Here is a 16,926-nt window from a genome sequence, read left to right on the forward strand (position 1 = left end):
TGCGCACGTGAGGCGTTACTTCAGCGCGCTCGTGCTGGCACTGCTCGCCGCGACGGCCCTGGCCGTCCCCGCACAGGCCCACGCCGAGCTCAAGAGCAGCAACCCGGCGTCCGGCGCGGCCCTCGACGCCCCGCCCAAGGCCATCGAGCTGGTGTTCAGCGAGGCCATCAGCCTGCCCGACGGCGACGCGGTCACCGTGACGGGCCCGGACGGCGCCAAGTGGCCGATCACCCAGGTCCACGCCCTGGACAACACGATCACGGCGTCGGTGGGCACCGCGGAGACGCACGCCGGTGCGCACAAGCTGGCGTGGCAGGCGAAGTCCGACGACGGGGACGTCATCTCCGGCACGGTCGAGTTCACGCTCGCCCTGTCGGGACAGACCTCGTCGGCGGCCCCGACGTCGTCCGTGACGATGAGCGCGCCGGTGACCAACGCTCCCCCGTCGACCACGCCGTCATCGTCCGGTGGCGTGCCCGCCTGGCTGTGGATCGTGGTCATCCTGATCGTGCTCGTGGGCGTGATCCTGCTGGTTCGCCGCCGCAAGGCGTAGCCGGTTTCCGAGGAGGTCGCGTTCGGCCGGGTGCTCCGCCCGTTCGAGCGCGGCCTCCAGTGCTGCTGTGGGGTCTTGGCCGAGCCTCGTCAGGAGATCCGCGCGGACGGCGTGGAACAGGTGGTAGCGGTCGAGGTCGAGCGCGTCGATTTGTTCGAGTGCTCTCTGCGGTCCTTCGGTCTCGGCTACTGCCACAGCGCGATGCAGTGCCACGACCGGACTCGGTGTGTGCGTCAGGAGTTGGTCGTAGAGCGCCACGACCTGATGCCAGTCGGTGGGCGGGTCGCTGTGCACGGCGTTGATGGCGGCCTGGATCTGGTACGGGCCGGGCTGGTTCCACCGCAGGCATCTGCGCACGATGTCCTGGCCTTCCGCGACTTGCTCGGCGTTCCAGAGCGTGCGGTCCTGGTGCGCGAGCAGCACGATTTCGCCGTTGTGCAGGCGAGCGTCCTTGCGTGACGCGACCAGCAGCATCAACGCCAGCAGCCCCCACACCTCGGGTTCGTCCGGCATGAGCTGGGCGAGCACGCGTCCGAGCCTGATGGCTTCGTCCGCGAGCTCGGCCTTGTCGAGATAGCCCTCGTTGAAGATCAGGTAGACGACCGCGAGCACCGCCCTGAGGCGTTCGGGCAGGTCGGCGTCTTTTGGCACGCGGTACGGGATGCGGGCCGCGCGGATCTTGCCCTTCGCGCGCACGATCCGTTGCGCCATCGTCGCTTCCGGCACGAGGAACGCCCTGGCGATCTCCCCCGTGGTCAGCCCGCCCAGGAGTTTGAGGGTGAGCGCGACCTGGGCCTGCAGCGCGAGCGACGGGTGGCAGCAGGTGAAGATCAGCCGCAGTCGTTCGTCCGGCACGTCACCCACCTCCTCCTCCGGCTCGTGCTGGAGCAACGCGGCCTGGGCGTGCTTCTCCTGCCCTTTGGTCTCGCGGCGCAGCTTGTCGATCGCGCGGTTGCGGGCGGTCGTGATGATCCAGCCCGCTGGTGCCGGCGGAACGCCCTTGACCGGCCACTGTTCGGCGGCCGTGGTGAAGGCGTCCTGCACCGCCTCCTCGGCGAGGTCGAGGTCGCCGAGGACGCGAGTCAGCACGGACACCGCGCGGCCGTACTCCGCCCGGAAGATCTCGTCGATCAAAAGACCGGCCTCACCTCGACGGACAGCGGCTCGAGCACGCGGGCCAGCCGGCGTCCCCACTCCAGCGCCTCGTCGAGGTCCTCGGCCTGGATCACCGTGAAGCCGCCGATGTGCTCCTTGCCCTCGGTGAACGGGCCGTCGGTCATCAGCACGTCGTCGTCTTTGGTTTTGAGGACGGTCGCGGTCGACGGCGGATGCAGGCCGACGGCGAACACCCACGCGCCCTTGGCCTGCATCTCCTCGTTGAGCGCCTGAAGGTTGGCCATGATCGGGTCGAGGACCTCGGGCGGAGGGACCTCGCCGTCGGGCTGATAGATGCTGAGCAGGTACTTCTGGGTCATCGTGGACTCCTTTCGCCCTTTGTACGAACGCGGAGGGCCCGTTTCGACAACTATGGGAAACATGATCCCGTTGATCCTTCCGCTCGACGACCCGGCAGCGGACCTGGCGGCGGTCGGCGGCAAGGGCGCCTCGCTGGCACGGCTGACGCGCGCCGGGCTGCCGGTGCCCGCCGGGTTCTGCCTCACGACCCGCGCCTACCTGGAGCGGTCGATGGAAGGCGTGCTGGAGGCGTTCCAGACGCTGGGCGGACCGGTGGCGGTGCGGTCGTCGGCCACCGCGGAGGACCTGCCGGGGCTGTCGTTCGCCGGGCAGCACGACACGGTGCTGAACGTCGACGAGGCCGGGTTGTTCGACGCGATCCTGAAGTGCTGGGACTCGTTGCAGTCCGCACGCGCGGTTGCCTACCGCTCGAACAACGGCGTCAAGGACGCCGAGATGGCCGTGGTGGTGCAACGGATGGCGCCCGCGGAGATCTCGGGTGTGCTGTTCACGGCGGATCCGGTGACCGGGCGGGCCGAGCCGGTGGTCAACGCGGTGCGCGGGCTCGGCGAGGCACTGGTCAGCGGTGAGGCGGACACCTCGGAACTGCTCTCCCCGGCGCAGAAGGCCGAGCTCGTCCGGTTCGGCGAGGAGATCGAGGCGCTGTACGGGATGCCGATGGACGTCGAATGGGCGTTGGTCGGGAGCGAGTTCCGGATTCTGCAGGCACGGCCGATCACCTCGCTGCGGGTCGAGTGGAACGACACGCTCGACGGCGACTACCTGTGGTCCAACGGCAACGTCGGCGAGGCGATCCCCGAGGTCATGACGCCGGTGACGTGGTCGCTGGTGAAGGTGCTGTCGAGCGCGGCGATCGGGCCGCACCGGATCTCCGGCAACATCGGCGGCCGCTTCTACCTCAACATCAGCACCTACACCGCGATCGGCACGGTGATCGGCAAGGCCGAGGAGATGCTGCGGTCGGGTGAGGAGACGTTCGGGCGCATCCCGGCCGGCGTGACGGTGCCGCCGCTGCCGCTGTCCCGGCTGCAGATCATGGGCGCGGTGCTCAAAGGGGCAGGCGGGCCGCTCAAGCAGCAGTTCCTCTACCGGACGCGGCTCGCGCAGCTGGTCCGCGACAACCCCGGCCGCTGCGCCGTCGCGCACAAGCGGATCGCCGACTGCGCCTCACCGGCAGAGCTGCTCGGGTTGTGGCGGCGCGAGCTCGACGACCTGCTGCGGTTCGTCTGCCCGATCCTGGACGCCGGTGCGCGCATGATCGCGGGCGGCCCGGCGGCGTTCCGGCGTGAGCTGACCGACCTGGCCGGCGAGGAGGACGCGGCCACGTTGCTGACCGGCTTCCACGACGGCGCCGGGCTCGCGAGCATGGGTCCGCTGGTCGGGCTGGCGCGGTTGCGGTCCGGCGAGATCGACCGCGACACGTTCGCGCAGACCTGGGGCCACCGGTCCGCCACCGAGTTCGAGATCCACGCCCCGCGCCCGGCCGAGGACCCGGAGTGGATCTCCCAGCAGCTGGAGACGCTGGCCGACCCCGAGAAGCTGCTCGCCCGCCAGGCTGCGGCACGCGACGCCGCGTGGGACAGGCTGATCTCCACGCATCCCGAGAAGGCAGCGAAGATCGGCAAGCAGCTCGACCGCATCGGCTCCGGTGCTCGCGCGCGCGAGCAGGCCCGGTCGGAGATGGTGCGCGCGTTCTGGGTGATGCGCGCGTTCGTGCTCCGAGCAGGCGAGCTCACTCAGTCCGGCGACGACCTGTTCTTCCTGCCGATCGACGACGTGCTGCGTGTGCTGGGTGGCGAGACGTCGTTGTTGGATCGCGTCCACGGGCAGAGGCAGGCCTACGAGCGTTATCGCGCGCTCCCGCCCTACCCGGCGGTGATCCGCGGCAGGTTCGACCCGGAGTCCTGGGCCGCTTCCCGCAACCGGCGCGCCGACCTCTACGACGCCACCACCGACGTGCCGATGCCGGCGGACGTCACGGGTTTCCCCGGTTCGGCCGGTGTGGTCGAGGGCGTGGCTCGAGTGCTGACACGGGTCGAGGACGGACACACGTTCCAGCAGGGCGAGATCCTCGTGACCACGGTGACGAACATCGGCTGGACGCCGCTGTTCACCCGTGCCGCCGCCGTCGTGACCGATGTGGGCGCACCTCTCTCGCACGCGGCGATCGTGGCGCGAGAGCTGGGCATCCCGGCGGTCGTGGGCTGTGGGAACGCGACGACGCGGATCGCGACGGGAGACGTGGTTCAGGTCGACGGGGCCAAAGGAACCGTGCGGAAGGTGTCGTGAACCCACCACCCCAGCGCCGCGCCGGGGAACCGCCACGAAGTCGACGTGACCACACCACCCGACGCCGCACCAGGAACCGTGCGGAAGGTGTCGTGAACCCACCACCCGTCCGCCGCCGAGTGGTGGGTTCTGTTCACCGAGATCAGTTGTGCATGGAGACCAGCTGGCGCCGCATGCGTTCGCGCAGCAGGTCGATCACCTCGGTGACCGTGTTGGCTTCCGCGTACGCCTGCACCTCGACCCACTGGAGGTCGAAGCGGGCGTGCGCGTGGATGACCGCCTTGTCCGAAGTCAGGTTGACCCAGGCGAAGTCGACCCTGGCGGGCGCGTATCTGTCGAGCGAACCGATGCGCGCCGACGCGTAGTCCCTGGCCTGCTCGGGAATGGCCTCCGCGAGCGAGACCTGGATGTAGTCCATCGACACCTGCCTCCTCAAGGCAACGCGGCATGGCCACGTGGCCAGTTCGACGATACGAATCCGATCGCAACGCCGAACCAGGCGTTGGTCCCGACAGCGCAGGGTCTTTCTACTGAGATGGTGCGGCTATACGCGCTAGTGATGTCACTGGACCAAAGCGGACACGCGCTGGTCGAGCTGCTCCTTCAGCGGCGCGCCGGTGAGAAGTTCCACGCTGCCGTCACTGCGGACGAACGCGAAGGTGGGCTGAGCGGTCACGCCGAACCGCTTCCACACGGACCCGTCGAGGTCGGCCAGATGCGGGAACCCGGTCATCTTGTGGTCGGACACGAACTTCTTCATCGCGTCGAGCTGGTCCTCGGCCGCGACACCGACGAACTGGACCTTGTCGTGCTTCTTCGCGACCTCGGCGACGGTCTCCGCCTCGGCGTTGCACGACGGGCACCACGGCGTCCAGAACCACAGCACGGCGGGATGGCCGACGAGCTTGTCGCCGCGGAACTCCGCGCCCTCCAGGGTCTTCGACGTGAACTGGAACTTCTCCGGGGGCGGTGCCTTCTCGGCACACCCGGCGAGCAGCAGCACAACTCCCAGCAGTACTCCGAGGACGCGCATCGGGCTCCTCACCTCCTGTCTGGGCGTACGGCCGTCCGCCTCCTCCGGTTCAGCCACCACGCGCCCACCACGACCAGCACCACCACGAACGGCCACGGCCCCAAGGCGCCGACGATGCCCGCGAGCACGTTCTGGAACCAGCCCGCGGCCTGCACGACCGGATCCCGCGGGCTGCCCTGAGCGAGGAAGAGCCGCAGCTCGTAGACGCCGTAGTACGTCACGTAGGCGCCCATCACCACGAGGACGACACCGCCGATGCGTCCGACGTGTGGGAGGAGCTTCCTGATGCGTGGTGCGAGCAGTGAGCCGGCCACGGCCAGTGCGGTGACCACGAGACCCATGCCGAGCGCGTAGGCGAAGAACGCGGGCAGGCCTTCCTGCAGGGACGCGCCGATCAGCACGAGGAACGGGCCGATCGCGCACGAGAGAGAGGCGATGGCGAACGCGATGCCGTAGCCGTACATCGACCAGAGGCTCTTCGGGGCCGCGCTCAGCTTCGGCAGCCGGAGGTAGAGCTCCCGGCCGAGCAGCAGGAGCACGCCGATCGCGAGCATGGCGAGTCCGATCACGACGGTCACGAACGGCAGGTAGCGCTTGAGCGTCGTGGCGATCGGGGTGAGGACAAGACCGAACAGTCCGAAAAAGGTGACAAACCCGGCGGTCATCACCAAACCGGACATAAAGGCTCGCGCGGGACTGTCCCGTGCCACGAACCCCAAATACGCAGGCAGCATCGCGAATCCGCACGGGTTCACGGTGGCGAGCATTCCGGCGAGGACGGCTAACGCGACGTCGTTCACGACCGCGACGGTAGTGTTGAGAGGTGCCGATCGAACAGTGGCTCGAAGCCATCCCACCTCTGCTCGTGTACGTGATCGTCGGCCTGGTGATCGGCTTCGAGTCGCTCGGCATCCCGTTGCCCGGCGAGATCGTGCTGGTCACGGCCTCACTGCTGGCGTCGCAGCACGACACGCTGAGCCCGTTGTGGATCGGTGTGTGGGCGAGCGCGGGCGCCATCATCGGCGACAACTTCGGTTACCTGATCGGGCGTCGCCACGGGCCGCGGTTGTTCGTGTGGATGGGGAAGAAATTCCCCAAGCACTTCGGCGAAACGCAGGTCGAGCACGCCCGGCGCGTGTTCCAGAAACGTGGCGCCTGGGCCGTGTTCTTCGGTCGTTTCGTGGCACTGCTGCGCATTCTGGCCGGACCTCTCGCGGGGTCGCTGCACATGAACTACGGCAAGTTCCTGGTGGCCAACGCTCTCGGCGGTGTGGTGTGGGCGGGCGGCACGGCGGCGGCTGTCTACTACCTCGGCGTGGTGGCGGAGAAGTGGCTGAAGGGCTTCTCCTACGCGGGCCTGGCGATCGCCGTCGTGGCCGGTGTCGCCGGCGTCTTCATCGTGAAGAAGCGGCTCGCCAAAGCGGCCGAGAAAGCCGAAGAGGTCCCCGAGGAAGTCACCGAGCCCGCGTAGCCCAGGCGGCGATCTGCGCGCGCGACCGCACCCCGAGCGCTGTCTTTAGGTCGCGCACGTCCGCCTCCACGGTCCGCAGCGACACGTGCAGGTCGTCCGCGATCTGCTTGTTGGTCAACCCTTCCGCGACCATCGCGGCGACCCTGAGCAACCGTTCCTCCCGCCACGACAACGGTCCGAGGGCGACCTCCTCGGTCTCGTCGCCCTCGTCGGGCTCCGGCAGGGTCGCCAGCACGTCCAGCAACCGGTCGCGAACGGCGACGGAGTCGTGCTGCAGCAACGCGTCGAACGCGAACACCCGCACCGACTCGAGCATCGTGAACTGCTTGCCGCCCTCCAGCAGTGACCGCGCGTGCAGGCTCTTCGCGAGCTCCCACCCGTGCGGCAGGAGGGCATCGGCGATCTCCTCGCCGATGCCGCCGGGCAGCAACGAGAACATCCGCAGCGCCGACCGTTCCTCCTCGGTCAGCAGCTGGTAGCTCCGGTCGATCGCCGCGTGCAACGACCGGTGGTGCAGTTCGGCGTCCCGAGGTCCGACCGTGAGCACCGCGAACCGGTGGTCGAGGCGCGCCGCGATCTCCTCCAGCGTCAGCACGCGCACCAGCCGTGCCGCGAGCTCGAGCGCGAGCGGCAACCGATCGAGCCTGTCGCACAACGAATCCAGCAACGGGGCGTTCTCGTCGAACTCGCCGTCGACCGCCGAAGCCCTGTCGCAGAACAGTCTCTTCGCGTCGTGCGACTCGAGCGGGCTGAGCCGGTAGGCCTGCTCGCCCGGCACGTTCAGCAACTCGCGGCTCGTCGCCAGCACACGAACGGCCGGATGGCGTTGCACGAACTCCACGCACTCCTGGAGCACGTGCTCGCAACCGTCGAGAACGTGCAGGCCCTGGCCGGGTGCCGGTTCGGCGAGGTCGACCAGCGTCGTGTGCTGCCGGTGAGCGACGGCTTCCTGGACGAGCCGCGACTTGCCGACCCCAGGTGGCCCGATCACCGTGACGATCCGGTGGCGTGCAAGGAGTTTCGTGAGATCCGCGAGCTCAGCGTGCCGCCCGACGAACGTGTCGAGCCGCGCCGAACCGTGCACTACGTCCCGGGCCCGCCGCCGATACGCCCGCTGACGGCACGCACCCGAGCAGTACTTCGCCGCCCCCACAACCGCCCCGCCACACTCCTCACACAGGCCCCGCCCTCGATGAAGGGAACCTTCATCCACGTGAGGTCGATGAAGGTTCCCTTCATCCCAGCCGTTCATCGGGCGCGGGCCGTTCGGGCGGCCAGTTGGGTGCGGGAGGTCAGGCCCAGGCGGGTGAGCATCTGGGTTACGTGGGAGCGCACGGTGCCGATGGAGATTCCCAGGCGTGCGGCGATCTCCGGGTTCGTCAGCCCTTCCACCACGAGGTCCGCGATCTGCTGCTGCCGCGCGGTCAACGGCTCATCGCGCTCCACTTCGCTCACGTACTCGACCAGCCCGGCGTGGTCCAGCCGTTCGCCCAGCCGCCGTGCCCGCGACGCCCGCCGCTCCCCCGCCTCGGCCACCGCGAGACTCCACGTGCCGGCGACCAGCTCGGTCCACGGCTGTTCGGACTGCGCCCCGCGAGACCGGCGCAACGCTGCCGCCGCGGACATCAGCACGACCGCGCGATCGGTCTGGCTGCGGCGTGCGGCGACCATTGCCAGGCCCTCCAACACTTCCGCCACCGCCACACACGAACGAGTCCCATCGCGCAGTGCTGTGGCGAAGTACTCCGCGGCCAGATCGAGGTCACCCCGTGCGAGAGCGATCGCGCCCGCCGTGTGTCGCGCGGCCATCCAGCGAAAGCCGTCCGGTGCCTCCAGCAGCAACGACTCGTCGATCATCGCGGCGGCGGCGTCGAGGTCGCCGATCTGCAGGAGCAGCCAGGCGTGGTTGTTGAGGAACGTCATCAGCAACGGCTCGTTGTCCTGCGCCCGCGCCGCCGCCACCGACAGTTCGTTGGCCGCCCGAGCGCCCTCCAGGTCGCCGGCCCTGGAACGCGCGTAGCCCAGGGTGTTCCACGCCCTCGCCTGCCAGGTGGGCTTCTGCGTCGACGGGTGCGCCACCATCGCCTCGGCCAGCCGGATCGCCTCCTCCCCGTCGCCGGTGAGGCCCGCGAGCCACGCCGCGCGGAACAGCAGCAGCTCCGAGTGCGCCGACAGCGGACCGCTCGCGAGCGTCGCCTCCGCCAGCCGCACGGCCTCGACGAACGAGCCGCGCAGGTACCAGATGTGCACGATCGCGGCGACCAGCCAGGTGTGCCGGGAGTCGGCCGGCGGCACGCGGGCGACGGTGTGCAGCAGCTGGTGTTCCTGGCCGGCGATCCAGGAGTTGGCCTCCTCGGTGATCGTCGGGGCCGCCGCGACCATGCGGATCGTCAGCGTCAGCACGGTGGCGAGCCGGTCGACCGCCGCGTCCGTCTCGCCGTGCTCCGCGAGGCGGGCCAGGCCGAACAGGCGGATCGACTCCAGCACGCGGAACCGCGAGCGCGACCGGACCAGCAACGACTTGGCGCGCAACGACGCCATCAGCGGCACGATGTCGTCGGAACAGGCGCAGACAGCGGAGGCCAGGTCGAGGTCGAACTCGCCGACCAGCACGGACAGCCTGCGCAGCGCCGCCTGCTCTGCCGGGCAGAGCAGGTCGTAGCTCCACCTGATCACCGCGTCGAGCGTGCGGTGCCGCGCCGGCACGTCCGTCCTGGCCGCCGCGAGCTCGATCGCCAGCGGCAACTGGTCCAGCACGGAGTCGGCGAGCTCCTCGGCCCCTCCGCACTCCACGAACATCTGCCGGGCGTCGGCGGGAGAAAGCGGTCCGACGTCCACGCACATCTCGCCGCCCAGATCGAGCGACTCCCTGCTCGTCACCAACACGCGCAGTTTCGGACATCGCGCGAGCAGCACCGAGACGACCTCGACGGCCTCGTGCACGAGGTGCTCGCAGTTGTCCAGCACCAGGATCCGGTGCTCGGTCAGCGCGTGCGCGACCGTCTGCGGCAACGGTGTCCCCGGTTCTTCCCACACGTTCAGTGAGAACGCGACCACGTGCCACAGCAGGTCCGGCCGGAGCACGGACTCCAGCTCGACGACGGCCGTACCGGGTTCCGCCGGGCAGAGTTCGGCCGCCAGCCTGGACTTCCCGGACCCGCCGGGACCCACGAGAGTCACCAGGCGGTGCTTGCGCAGAAGGCGGCGCACGGTCGCCAGCTCGCGTTCCCGTCCCACCAGACGAGTACGCGCGCTGACCGACGACCACATGCGCGCGATTCTAGGAGCGAATGCAGTGCGAAGAAATGTCGTCCAATCGCGATTGACAGAGTACCGCCATAAATGCAGGACCTCTCACGAAACCGGTTTGAACAGCCCAAATGCCCGCTGCACAACGCCCAAACGCCCCAACACCGACTGCGAATTGAGACGATCAGCCGCCAATTGGAATTCCTCTGGCTGCCTCGGCAACGGTCAACGGCCGCAAAACGAACGAACTCGTGTGCGTCCGGTCCGGCCGCACCTGGAACCTCGGCCGCACCGGATTCGGGGTGTCGCCGACACCCGTCACCGCGCTGTTCGCGTGCAGCGTGGTCCACCCGGCGTTGCGTTGCCGCTGGAACCCGTACTCGGCGCGATCCAGCTCGTCGTACTGGCTCACCGACACGTCCTGGACGCCCGCGACCACCAACCCGCTTCGCCCGTCGGTGAGAAGCGCCCAGCGCGTGTCGGTGTGGTTGCCATTGCTCTGCGGCCTGTCATAAGGCACGTATTCCTTCTCGACGGTCGAGCGCCACACCCCCATCGGAGTGCCGTCCTTCCGATCGTTGAAACTCTCGCCCGGCCCGCGCCCGTACCAGGAGAACTTCCCGAACCGCTCCGGCACCGCGAACGCGATTCCCATCCGCGGCAGATAAGGCAACGACCGCATCCGTCCTGTCGGCGTGACTTCCTGCCCGATGCGAATTGTCCCGGCGGCGTCGACGTCGTACGTCAGCGTCTGCTCGAACGCCGCGTCGCTCACGTCCTCGGCGGCGGCCACGGCTTTCACGGTGATCGTCGAGCCGCTGACGGTCGCTGAGGAAGCCTTGGTGCGCAACCGGTCCAGGCCAGCCGCACGCCACTGCAGCGACTCGTCGGTGCCCCAGGAGGCGGTCTCGTTGCTCAACGGTGCTCGCCACACGTCGAGTTGGCTGCCCTGCAGGAGTTCGGTGCCGCGCACCCGCATGGAGGTGAGGGCGCCGGTCGCCTTCTGGACGACGTACCGAAAGCCTCGCCCGGCGATGACGACGTGGTCCTGGGTTTCGGAGATCGATGGGGGCCCGCTCGCCTCACCGGCTGAAGGGCCGCCGCCAAGGCCACTCGCCTCGACACCAGGAACCCCGCCCGTCTCGCCGGCTGATTCCTTGCCGCCCAGGGAAAATTGGTCGTGCGCGTACACCTCGCCGTCGACCACCAGCCGAGCGTTGAGCCACCTCTCCTTCTCCGCACCCGACTCCGGCACCGCGACCCGCACCGAACCGCCGGCCTCGATCGACACCCGCGAACTCCCCGACCGCACGGTCCGCGAACCCTCGATCACCTCCCACCGCAGCTCACCCGCGACAGGCGCGAACACCCGTTCACTCGCCGCCGTCAGCGCACCGCCCGCGAACGAGAACCTGATCGGCTGGTGCACCCACGCGAGCTGCGCGGTCTCGGGCTGGAGGTTGCGATCCGCGTCCACCACGCCGTCCACGCCCGCGACGCTCTGCCCGTGCGAGAGGTAGGTGCCGCGCCGCTCCTCGCGGTCGAAGTCCAGTGCCAGCACCACGCGCGAGCCGTCCGTGATCCGCACCTCGTCGATGGTCCCGTGCGCCATCCGGCCCTCGTACTTCTCGCGCATGGTCTCGGCGTTGCGCCCGATGTTCACCGGATGCGCGGACCGCGGCACAGGCCCGACCTGCGCCACCGACGCGACCTCGGTCCCGTCGATCAGCAACGACAGCCGCCCGCCCGCGTACTTCCCGGTGACGCGGTGGAACCTGTCGTAGAAGTCGGGAGGAACCTTCGCCTGAACCTTGCCACCGGCGTAGAACTCCACCGTCTCGGCGTCGGCCATCCGCAGCCCGTACTGGTTGCCCTTGGCGACGATCGTGAAGTCCGTGAACGGCCTCGACGGCTTCACCCACGCGTCCAGCGTCAACGGCCCGAGCAGATCCAGCCGGTCATCTCGGTACACCTCGACGAAGTCGTCCAGCCCCGAGAACTCCAGGGCCTTGCCGTGATGGCCATCCACAGTGGACGGAAGACCGGTGACGTGGGCCAGGATCCCGCTGGGAGACGAGTCGGGCGAGATCCGCAGCGGCTGCCGGATGTTCTGCTCGGCCCAGTCCCACAGGAACCCGCCCTGCGCCTGCGGGTTCGCGCGGATGATGTCCCAGAACTCGCGGAAGTTGCCGAGACTGTTGCCCATCGCGTGCGCGTACTCGCCCATGATCAGCGGTTTCGTGGTCTGCGCGACCTGCGTGGCGAACTTCTCCGGCGACGGATAGCGCGGCCCCCACACGTGCGCGAACGGTGCGTCGCCGCTCGGCTTGTTCGGCTGGTGGTACAGCGGCCGCGACGGTTCGTTCGCCTTTGCCCACTCCGCCATCCGGTAGTGCGCCGCGCCGAGTCCCGCCTCGTTCCCCGTGTCCCACATGAAGACGCTCGGGTGGTTCTTGTCCCGCTCGACCATCGCGACGAAGCGGTCGAGGAACGCGTCACTCCACTCAGGACGGTCGGCGAGGCAGTCGTCCGGGCAGTTCTCGTGCGAGTGCGTCTCGACGTCCATCTCGTCCGCGACCCACATCCCGCGCGAGTCCGCGAGGTCGTAGAAGTAGGGATCGCTCGGGTAGTGCGACGTGCGGACCGCGTTGATGTGCAGGCTCTTCATCAGGTCGACGTCACGCCGCTGGTTCGCGCGCGGCACGTGCCGTCCGTGGTCGGGATCGGTCTCGGACCGGTTCACTCCCTTGAACAGCACTCGTCTGCCGTCGACCTTGAGCTGCCGGTCCGCGATCGTGATGTCCCGGAACCCGGTCGTCTCGCGCGTCACGAACCCGTTGTCGAGCTTGAGCACCAGCGTGTAGAGGTTCGGCGTCTCGTCGTTCCACCGCACCGGGTCCTGGACCGGCAGCACGAGTTTCCCGGTTGTCGTGCCCTCTGCAACGAGCCGCTGATCCTTGTCGTAGAGCCCGCCCCACACCGTGCCGGGCGCCGTCAGGTCGAGATCGGCGGTCAGCACCGAGCCGGACGTGGTGATCGAGACGTCCCGGATCCGCTTGGAGGGCGCGGAGTACAGCCAGACCGACCGGAAGATGCCGCTGTAGCGCCACTGGTCGTAGTCCTCCAGGTACGACCCGGCGCCCCACCGGTGCACCTGCACCGCGAGCCGGTTCCGCCCGGCCACCAGCAGGTCGGTGACGTCGAACTCGGCCGGCGTGTACCCGCCCTGGTCGAAGCCCGCGTACTTCCCGTTGACCCACACGAAGTAGCCCGCCGTCACACCCTCGAACCTGAGGAACGTTCGACGGTCGTCCCAATTCGAAGGCACGTGGAAAGACTTCACGTACGCGCCCGTCGGGTTCACGTCACGCGGCACGTGCGGCGGATCGTCCGGCCACATCTCCTCGACCGTGTTCCGGTACATCGGGTGGTCGAGGCCGTCGGTCTGCCAGGTGTGAGGCACTGTCACAGTCCGCCACCGTGACACGTCGTAACCAGGTTCGGAGAAAGCAGCGGGCACCTGAGTCGGCAGATCGAACATCCTCAGCTGCCACGAGCCGTCGAGCGTTCGGGTGTACGGCGTGCTCTCTTTGCCGCGCAACGCTTCTTCGACACTCGAGTACGGCCTGAGCTCGGCATGATGCGACTCCTGGCCCTCCCCTGTCATCCGCGGATCCTCCAGATACCGGTACACATCCCGGTTTTCCACTGGAGGAACGACTACGACAGAAGCCAGCAACAGCGCCACGATCGAACGCACTTGGCACCCCAAGACAGCTCGAAGTTGCGCAGAACATCCCAGAAACAAACGACTTCACTCAAGAGTGACCGAAATTTCGCTCTTGTACAAAGCTGAGCGGTAATCGCTTACCTGACTGATCTATCAGACACGTCTTGTGGCCCCGCGATTACGCGCGGTATGGTCTAGACCTTCAACCGCCGCCGCGATGTCAGGCCTGCACGCAACATCAAGGCAAAGGAAGTCACATGAAGAATCGACCCAGGCTCGCTGCCGCGCTGGCAGGCGTTCTGGCTGCCCCGTTGGTCCTGGTGGCTCTCCCCACGGGCACGGCATTCGCGCACGGCTACATCTCGTCGCCGGCCAGCCGTCAGGCGCAGTGCGCCGCCCGCACCATCTCCTGTGGTGCCATCCAGTACGAACCGCAGTCGGTCGAGGGGCCGAAGGGCCTGCAGAGCTGCCACGCCAACCTGTCGCAGTTCGCAGAGCTCAGCAACGACAACAAGGGCTGGAAGAGGCACAGCACCGGCCGTTCGGTGACGTTCAAGTGGACCTTCACCGCACGCCACCGCACGCGCGACTACGACTACTACGTCGACGGGCGCAAGGTCGCCAACTTCAGCGGCAACAACCAGCAGCCGCCGGCGACCGTGTCGCACACCGTCAACGTGGGGTCGGCGGGCAACCACAAGGTCCTGGCCGTGTGGAACATCGGCGACACCGCGATGGCGTTCTACTCCTGCATCGACATCAAGGCGAGCTGACCGAGCTAGTCACCGCGTGAGGTCCCCTTCCTCTCACGCAGCAGCTTGTCCACGTCGAACGGCATGAGTGTCAAAGGCGGACCGGACAACGGTTTGCGCAACGCGTCGAGGATCTCCGCGTTCATCTCCTCGATGATCGCGCGCGCCTCGGCGTCGGTCTTGGCCGCCAGGGCACGGGTCCTGGCGGTCTCGGCCTGCTTGCGCAACACCAGGGAAGGGGGCAACCCTGCCGTGCCCTCTTCCTCCCGGACCTTCTTCTTGACCCACCAGTCCTCTTCGAGCGGTTCACCCGCGCCGGGCAACGGTTTCCCGGCGCTCGGCAGGTCGTCGAACTCACCGCGTTCCTGGGCTTCGCGGATCTGCTTGTCGATCCACGACTCGAAGTCCATGCCGTGCGGTTTGCGTTGCGTCACGGGGAAAACCTCCTGACCGCGGCCTGAATCGCCTCTCCGAACGCGGGACTGCCCTTGTGGCCACTGTCGTCCACAAGGGTCAGTTCGGCGTCCGGCCACACCTGCGCGAGCTTCCACGCCGTGTCGGCGGGACAGCTCAAATCCCTGCGGCCGTGGATCAACGCGGCCGGAATCCCCGCGAGCTTGCCCGCGTCACCCAGCAGATCGCCGACGAACCCGTACTCCGCGTAGTAGTGCGCGATGATCCGTGCGAGCGCGATCACGTCGTCCGAGGCCCTGTCGCTGAACACGTCCGGCTTGCCGAAGTTCTCCAGCGACAGCACGGTGTCCTCCCACCGGCACCACTCGGCCGCCGCCTGCTCCTGCACGGCGCGGTCAGGGCTGCCCAGCAGTTCCGCGTACGCGCGTACAACGTCCGGCTCGTCGCCGGCGTGCGCGCTGAACCTGGCCCACGCCTCCGGGAAGAACCGGGACACTCCCTTGTACAGCCAGTCGATCTCGCGCTGCGAGGACATCGTGACCGCGAGCAGGATCATCTCGGAGACGCGCTCCGGGTGCCGTTGCGCGTAGGCGACTCCGAGCGTCGTGCCCCAGGAACCGCCGTACACCAGCCACTTCTCGATGCCGAGGTGCTCGCGGAGCTGCTCCATGTCCGCGATCAGGTGGTCCGTGGTGTTGACGCTCATGTCCACGGCCGGGTCGCTCGCGTGCGGTGTGCTCTGACCGCAGCCGCGCTGGTGGAAGATCACCAGCTTGAACTTCTCGGGGTCGAGCGCCTTGCGGGCACCCTTCGCGGGTCCGCCGGGGCCGCCGTGGAGGAACACGGCAGGCTTGCCGTCCGGACTGCCGACGAGCTCCCAGTAGACCTGGTTGCCGTCCCCGACGTCGAGCATGCCGTGTTCGTAAGGCTCCATGCAGCCAGCGTATCTAGATCTTCAGGAGCTTCCAGTTGATTCCGGCGTCATCGGTCCGATACACCTCGGCGAACTCCTGACCGGGCCCGCCCCGCACCAGCGCGGCGTGCTTCGCGTCCGAGAACGCCAGGTCCTCGAACGGCGGCCCGCCCAGCGTGAGCAGCGTGTCCCACTTGTCGCCGGGACCGCGGTGCACGAACGACCAGTCGCGCCCGGTCGCGGCCACGAGCGCCGCCTCCGGTGAGATCGCGAAGCCCGTCGTGATGCCCTCGCGCGGCGGCGTGCTGACCGTCTTGAACGGCCCGCCCTCGGACTTGCGCAGCTCCTTGGTCATGTTCCCGAAGCCGGGATCGAAGCTGCACAACGCATACCGGTCGGTGCCGACGTTGCCTAGCTGCGTCGACGCGAAGATGTCGCACGGCGCGGGCTCTTCCTTCCAGCCCGCCGGAGACTGCGTCCAGTACCGGTTCTCCTCGCCGAACCGCGACAACGAGACCTGACCGGAGGCGATCTCGCCGACCGTCTGACCCTTGATCTCCACGCCCGGCACCGGCTTCCACGAACCGAACCACAGCTCGCGGTGGAACAACCTGCTGGACGTGCCGTCGTAGATCACCGCGAGGAACCCGCTGGAGTCGAACCCAAGCGCCCCAACGGTTCCCTTCATCCCCAGCGGCTCCCAGCGGTTGCCGCCGTTGCTGGTGACGAACAGCTGCTCGCCGTCGGTCACCATGCCCGCCGCGTCGTTCGCGAAGACCACCCGCAACCGGTCGGTCTCCGGGATCGACAACGCCGGTGTCTTCACCCGCGTCCACGTCGTGCCGCCGTCGAGCGTGCGGACGAGCTGCGGGCATTTCGCGGTCTGGCACAGGGTGTCGAGGCCCAGCACCCAGCCGCGGTCAGCGGACACCCACGACGTCGACGCGGGCACAACCCCAGTGCTCGCCTGCGCGACGGACGCGGTGGTTCCGGCCAGTAACAGTGAAATGGCAAGGACGGCAATGCGCTTCCCCCACATCGCCTTC

The 16,926-nt window shown here is 68.3% G+C and carries 15 protein-coding genes; 4 read left to right on the forward strand and 11 right to left on the reverse strand.

Annotated elements, in window-relative coordinates:
* Positions 1–7: 7 nt before the first annotated feature.
* Positions 8–553 (forward strand): copper resistance CopC family protein, encoded by a 546-nt coding sequence (locus AB0M24_RS27195; protein ID WP_363773602.1) that lies wholly within the window; start codon positions 8–10, stop codon positions 551–553.
* Here AB0M24_RS27195 and AB0M24_RS27200 read toward each other — a convergent pair.
* Together AB0M24_RS27200 and AB0M24_RS27205 are read right to left on the reverse strand one after the other, a co-directional pair.
* Positions 458–1,687, reverse strand: a complete 1,230-nt coding sequence (locus AB0M24_RS27200) for a DUF6596 domain-containing protein (protein WP_363773604.1) — start codon at positions 1,685–1,687, stop codon at positions 458–460. The genes AB0M24_RS27195 and AB0M24_RS27200 overlap by 96 nt on opposite strands.
* Entirely contained in the window at positions 1,684–2,028 is a 345-nt protein-coding gene (locus tag AB0M24_RS27205) for a YciI family protein (RefSeq protein WP_363773607.1), read from the reverse strand. The genes AB0M24_RS27200 and AB0M24_RS27205 overlap by 4 nt, the downstream gene beginning before the upstream one ends.
* Before the next feature lie 61 nt (positions 2,029–2,089).
* Between AB0M24_RS27205 and AB0M24_RS27210 the strand changes: the two genes are divergently transcribed.
* Positions 2,090–4,318 (forward strand): PEP/pyruvate-binding domain-containing protein, encoded by a 2,229-nt coding sequence (locus AB0M24_RS27210; RefSeq protein ID WP_363773610.1) that lies wholly within the window; start codon positions 2,090–2,092, stop codon positions 4,316–4,318.
* A 142-nt stretch (positions 4,319–4,460) separates the two neighbouring features.
* Here AB0M24_RS27210 and AB0M24_RS27215 read toward each other — a convergent pair whose 3' ends face one another.
* The 3 genes from AB0M24_RS27215 to AB0M24_RS27225 form a co-directional block, all read right to left on the reverse strand.
* The gene (locus AB0M24_RS27215) at positions 4,461–4,736 is read right to left on the reverse strand and encodes an HPF/RaiA family ribosome-associated protein (RefSeq protein ID WP_363773613.1); all 276 of its coding nucleotides are present in this window, start codon (positions 4,734–4,736) and stop codon (positions 4,461–4,463) included.
* A 144-nt stretch (positions 4,737–4,880) separates the two neighbouring features.
* Complete coding sequence (locus AB0M24_RS27220) at positions 4,881–5,351, reverse strand: redoxin domain-containing protein (protein WP_363773616.1); 471 nt, start codon at positions 5,349–5,351, stop codon at positions 4,881–4,883.
* Between the two features lie 8 nt (positions 5,352–5,359).
* Positions 5,360–6,151, reverse strand: a complete 792-nt coding sequence (locus AB0M24_RS27225) for a cytochrome c biogenesis protein CcdA (RefSeq protein ID WP_363773619.1) — start codon at positions 6,149–6,151, stop codon at positions 5,360–5,362.
* A 23-nt stretch (positions 6,152–6,174) separates the two neighbouring features.
* Between AB0M24_RS27225 and AB0M24_RS27230 the strand changes: the two genes are divergently transcribed.
* Positions 6,175–6,822, forward strand: a complete 648-nt coding sequence (locus AB0M24_RS27230) for a DedA family protein (RefSeq protein WP_363773622.1) — start codon at positions 6,175–6,177, stop codon at positions 6,820–6,822.
* Here AB0M24_RS27230 and AB0M24_RS27235 read toward each other — a convergent pair.
* The 3 genes from AB0M24_RS27235 to AB0M24_RS27245 form a co-directional block, all read right to left on the reverse strand.
* Positions 6,806–7,975 (reverse strand): LuxR C-terminal-related transcriptional regulator, encoded by a 1,170-nt coding sequence (locus AB0M24_RS27235; protein WP_363773625.1) that lies wholly within the window; start codon positions 7,973–7,975, stop codon positions 6,806–6,808. The genes AB0M24_RS27230 and AB0M24_RS27235 overlap by 17 nt on opposite strands.
* 95 nt (positions 7,976–8,070) lie before the next feature.
* Complete coding sequence (locus AB0M24_RS27240; protein ID WP_363773628.1) at positions 8,071–10,092, reverse strand: LuxR C-terminal-related transcriptional regulator; 2,022 nt, start codon at positions 10,090–10,092, stop codon at positions 8,071–8,073.
* 163 nt (positions 10,093–10,255) lie between these two features.
* Complete coding sequence (locus AB0M24_RS27245; protein ID WP_363773631.1) at positions 10,256–13,738, reverse strand: glycoside hydrolase family 2 TIM barrel-domain containing protein; 3,483 nt, start codon at positions 13,736–13,738, stop codon at positions 10,256–10,258.
* A 320-nt stretch (positions 13,739–14,058) separates the two neighbouring features.
* Here AB0M24_RS27245 and AB0M24_RS27250 point away from each other — a divergent pair, with 320 nt between their 5' ends.
* Positions 14,059–14,574, forward strand: coding sequence for a lytic polysaccharide monooxygenase auxiliary activity family 9 protein (locus AB0M24_RS27250; RefSeq protein ID WP_363773634.1), 516 nt, complete (start codon positions 14,059–14,061; stop codon positions 14,572–14,574).
* A 5-nt stretch (positions 14,575–14,579) separates the two neighbouring features.
* Here AB0M24_RS27250 and AB0M24_RS27255 read toward each other — a convergent pair whose 3' ends face one another.
* Genes AB0M24_RS27255 through AB0M24_RS27265 form a run of 3 tightly spaced genes read right to left on the reverse strand, consistent with a single transcriptional unit; the run spans position 14,580 to position 16,919 of the window.
* Positions 14,580–14,987, reverse strand: coding sequence for a DUF1992 domain-containing protein (locus AB0M24_RS27255; protein ID WP_363773637.1), 408 nt, complete (start codon positions 14,985–14,987; stop codon positions 14,580–14,582).
* Positions 14,984–15,901, reverse strand: coding sequence for a prolyl aminopeptidase (gene pip, locus AB0M24_RS27260; protein ID WP_363773640.1), 918 nt, complete (start codon positions 15,899–15,901; stop codon positions 14,984–14,986). The genes AB0M24_RS27255 and pip overlap by 4 nt, the downstream gene beginning before the upstream one ends.
* 13 nt (positions 15,902–15,914) lie before the next feature.
* Entirely contained in the window at positions 15,915–16,919 is a 1,005-nt protein-coding gene (locus AB0M24_RS27265; protein ID WP_363773643.1) for a hypothetical protein, read from the reverse strand.
* Positions 16,920–16,926 lie beyond the last annotated feature (7 nt).

It is taken from the genome of Lentzea sp. NPDC051838 (genome assembly GCF_040681245.1).
In the GTDB taxonomy this organism is placed as follows: Bacteria; Actinomycetota; Actinomycetes; order Mycobacteriales; family Pseudonocardiaceae; genus Lentzea.

Coding starts and splice junctions, on each gene's coding strand:
- AB0M24_RS27205 (WP_363773607.1), bottom strand. CDS start 2,028: ATGACCCAGAAGTACCTGCTCAGCATCTATCAGCCCGACGGCGAGGTC.
- AB0M24_RS27210 (WP_363773610.1), top strand. CDS start 2,090: ATGATCCCGTTGATCCTTCCGCTCGACGACCCGGCAGCGGACCTGGCG.
- AB0M24_RS27215 (WP_363773613.1), bottom strand. CDS start 4,736: ATGGACTACATCCAGGTCTCGCTCGCGGAGGCCATTCCCGAGCAGGCC.
- AB0M24_RS27220 (WP_363773616.1), bottom strand. CDS start 5,351: ATGCGCGTCCTCGGAGTACTGCTGGGAGTTGTGCTGCTGCTCGCCGGG.
- AB0M24_RS27240 (WP_363773628.1), bottom strand. CDS start 10,092: ATGTGGTCGTCGGTCAGCGCGCGTACTCGTCTGGTGGGACGGGAACGC.
- AB0M24_RS27245 (WP_363773631.1), bottom strand. CDS start 13,738: ATGACAGGGGAGGGCCAGGAGTCGCATCATGCCGAGCTCAGGCCGTAC.
- AB0M24_RS27250 (WP_363773634.1), top strand. CDS start 14,059: ATGAAGAATCGACCCAGGCTCGCTGCCGCGCTGGCAGGCGTTCTGGCT.
- pip (WP_363773640.1), bottom strand. CDS start 15,901: ATGGAGCCTTACGAACACGGCATGCTCGACGTCGGGGACGGCAACCAG.
- AB0M24_RS27265 (WP_363773643.1), bottom strand. CDS start 16,919: ATGTGGGGGAAGCGCATTGCCGTCCTTGCCATTTCACTGTTACTGGCC.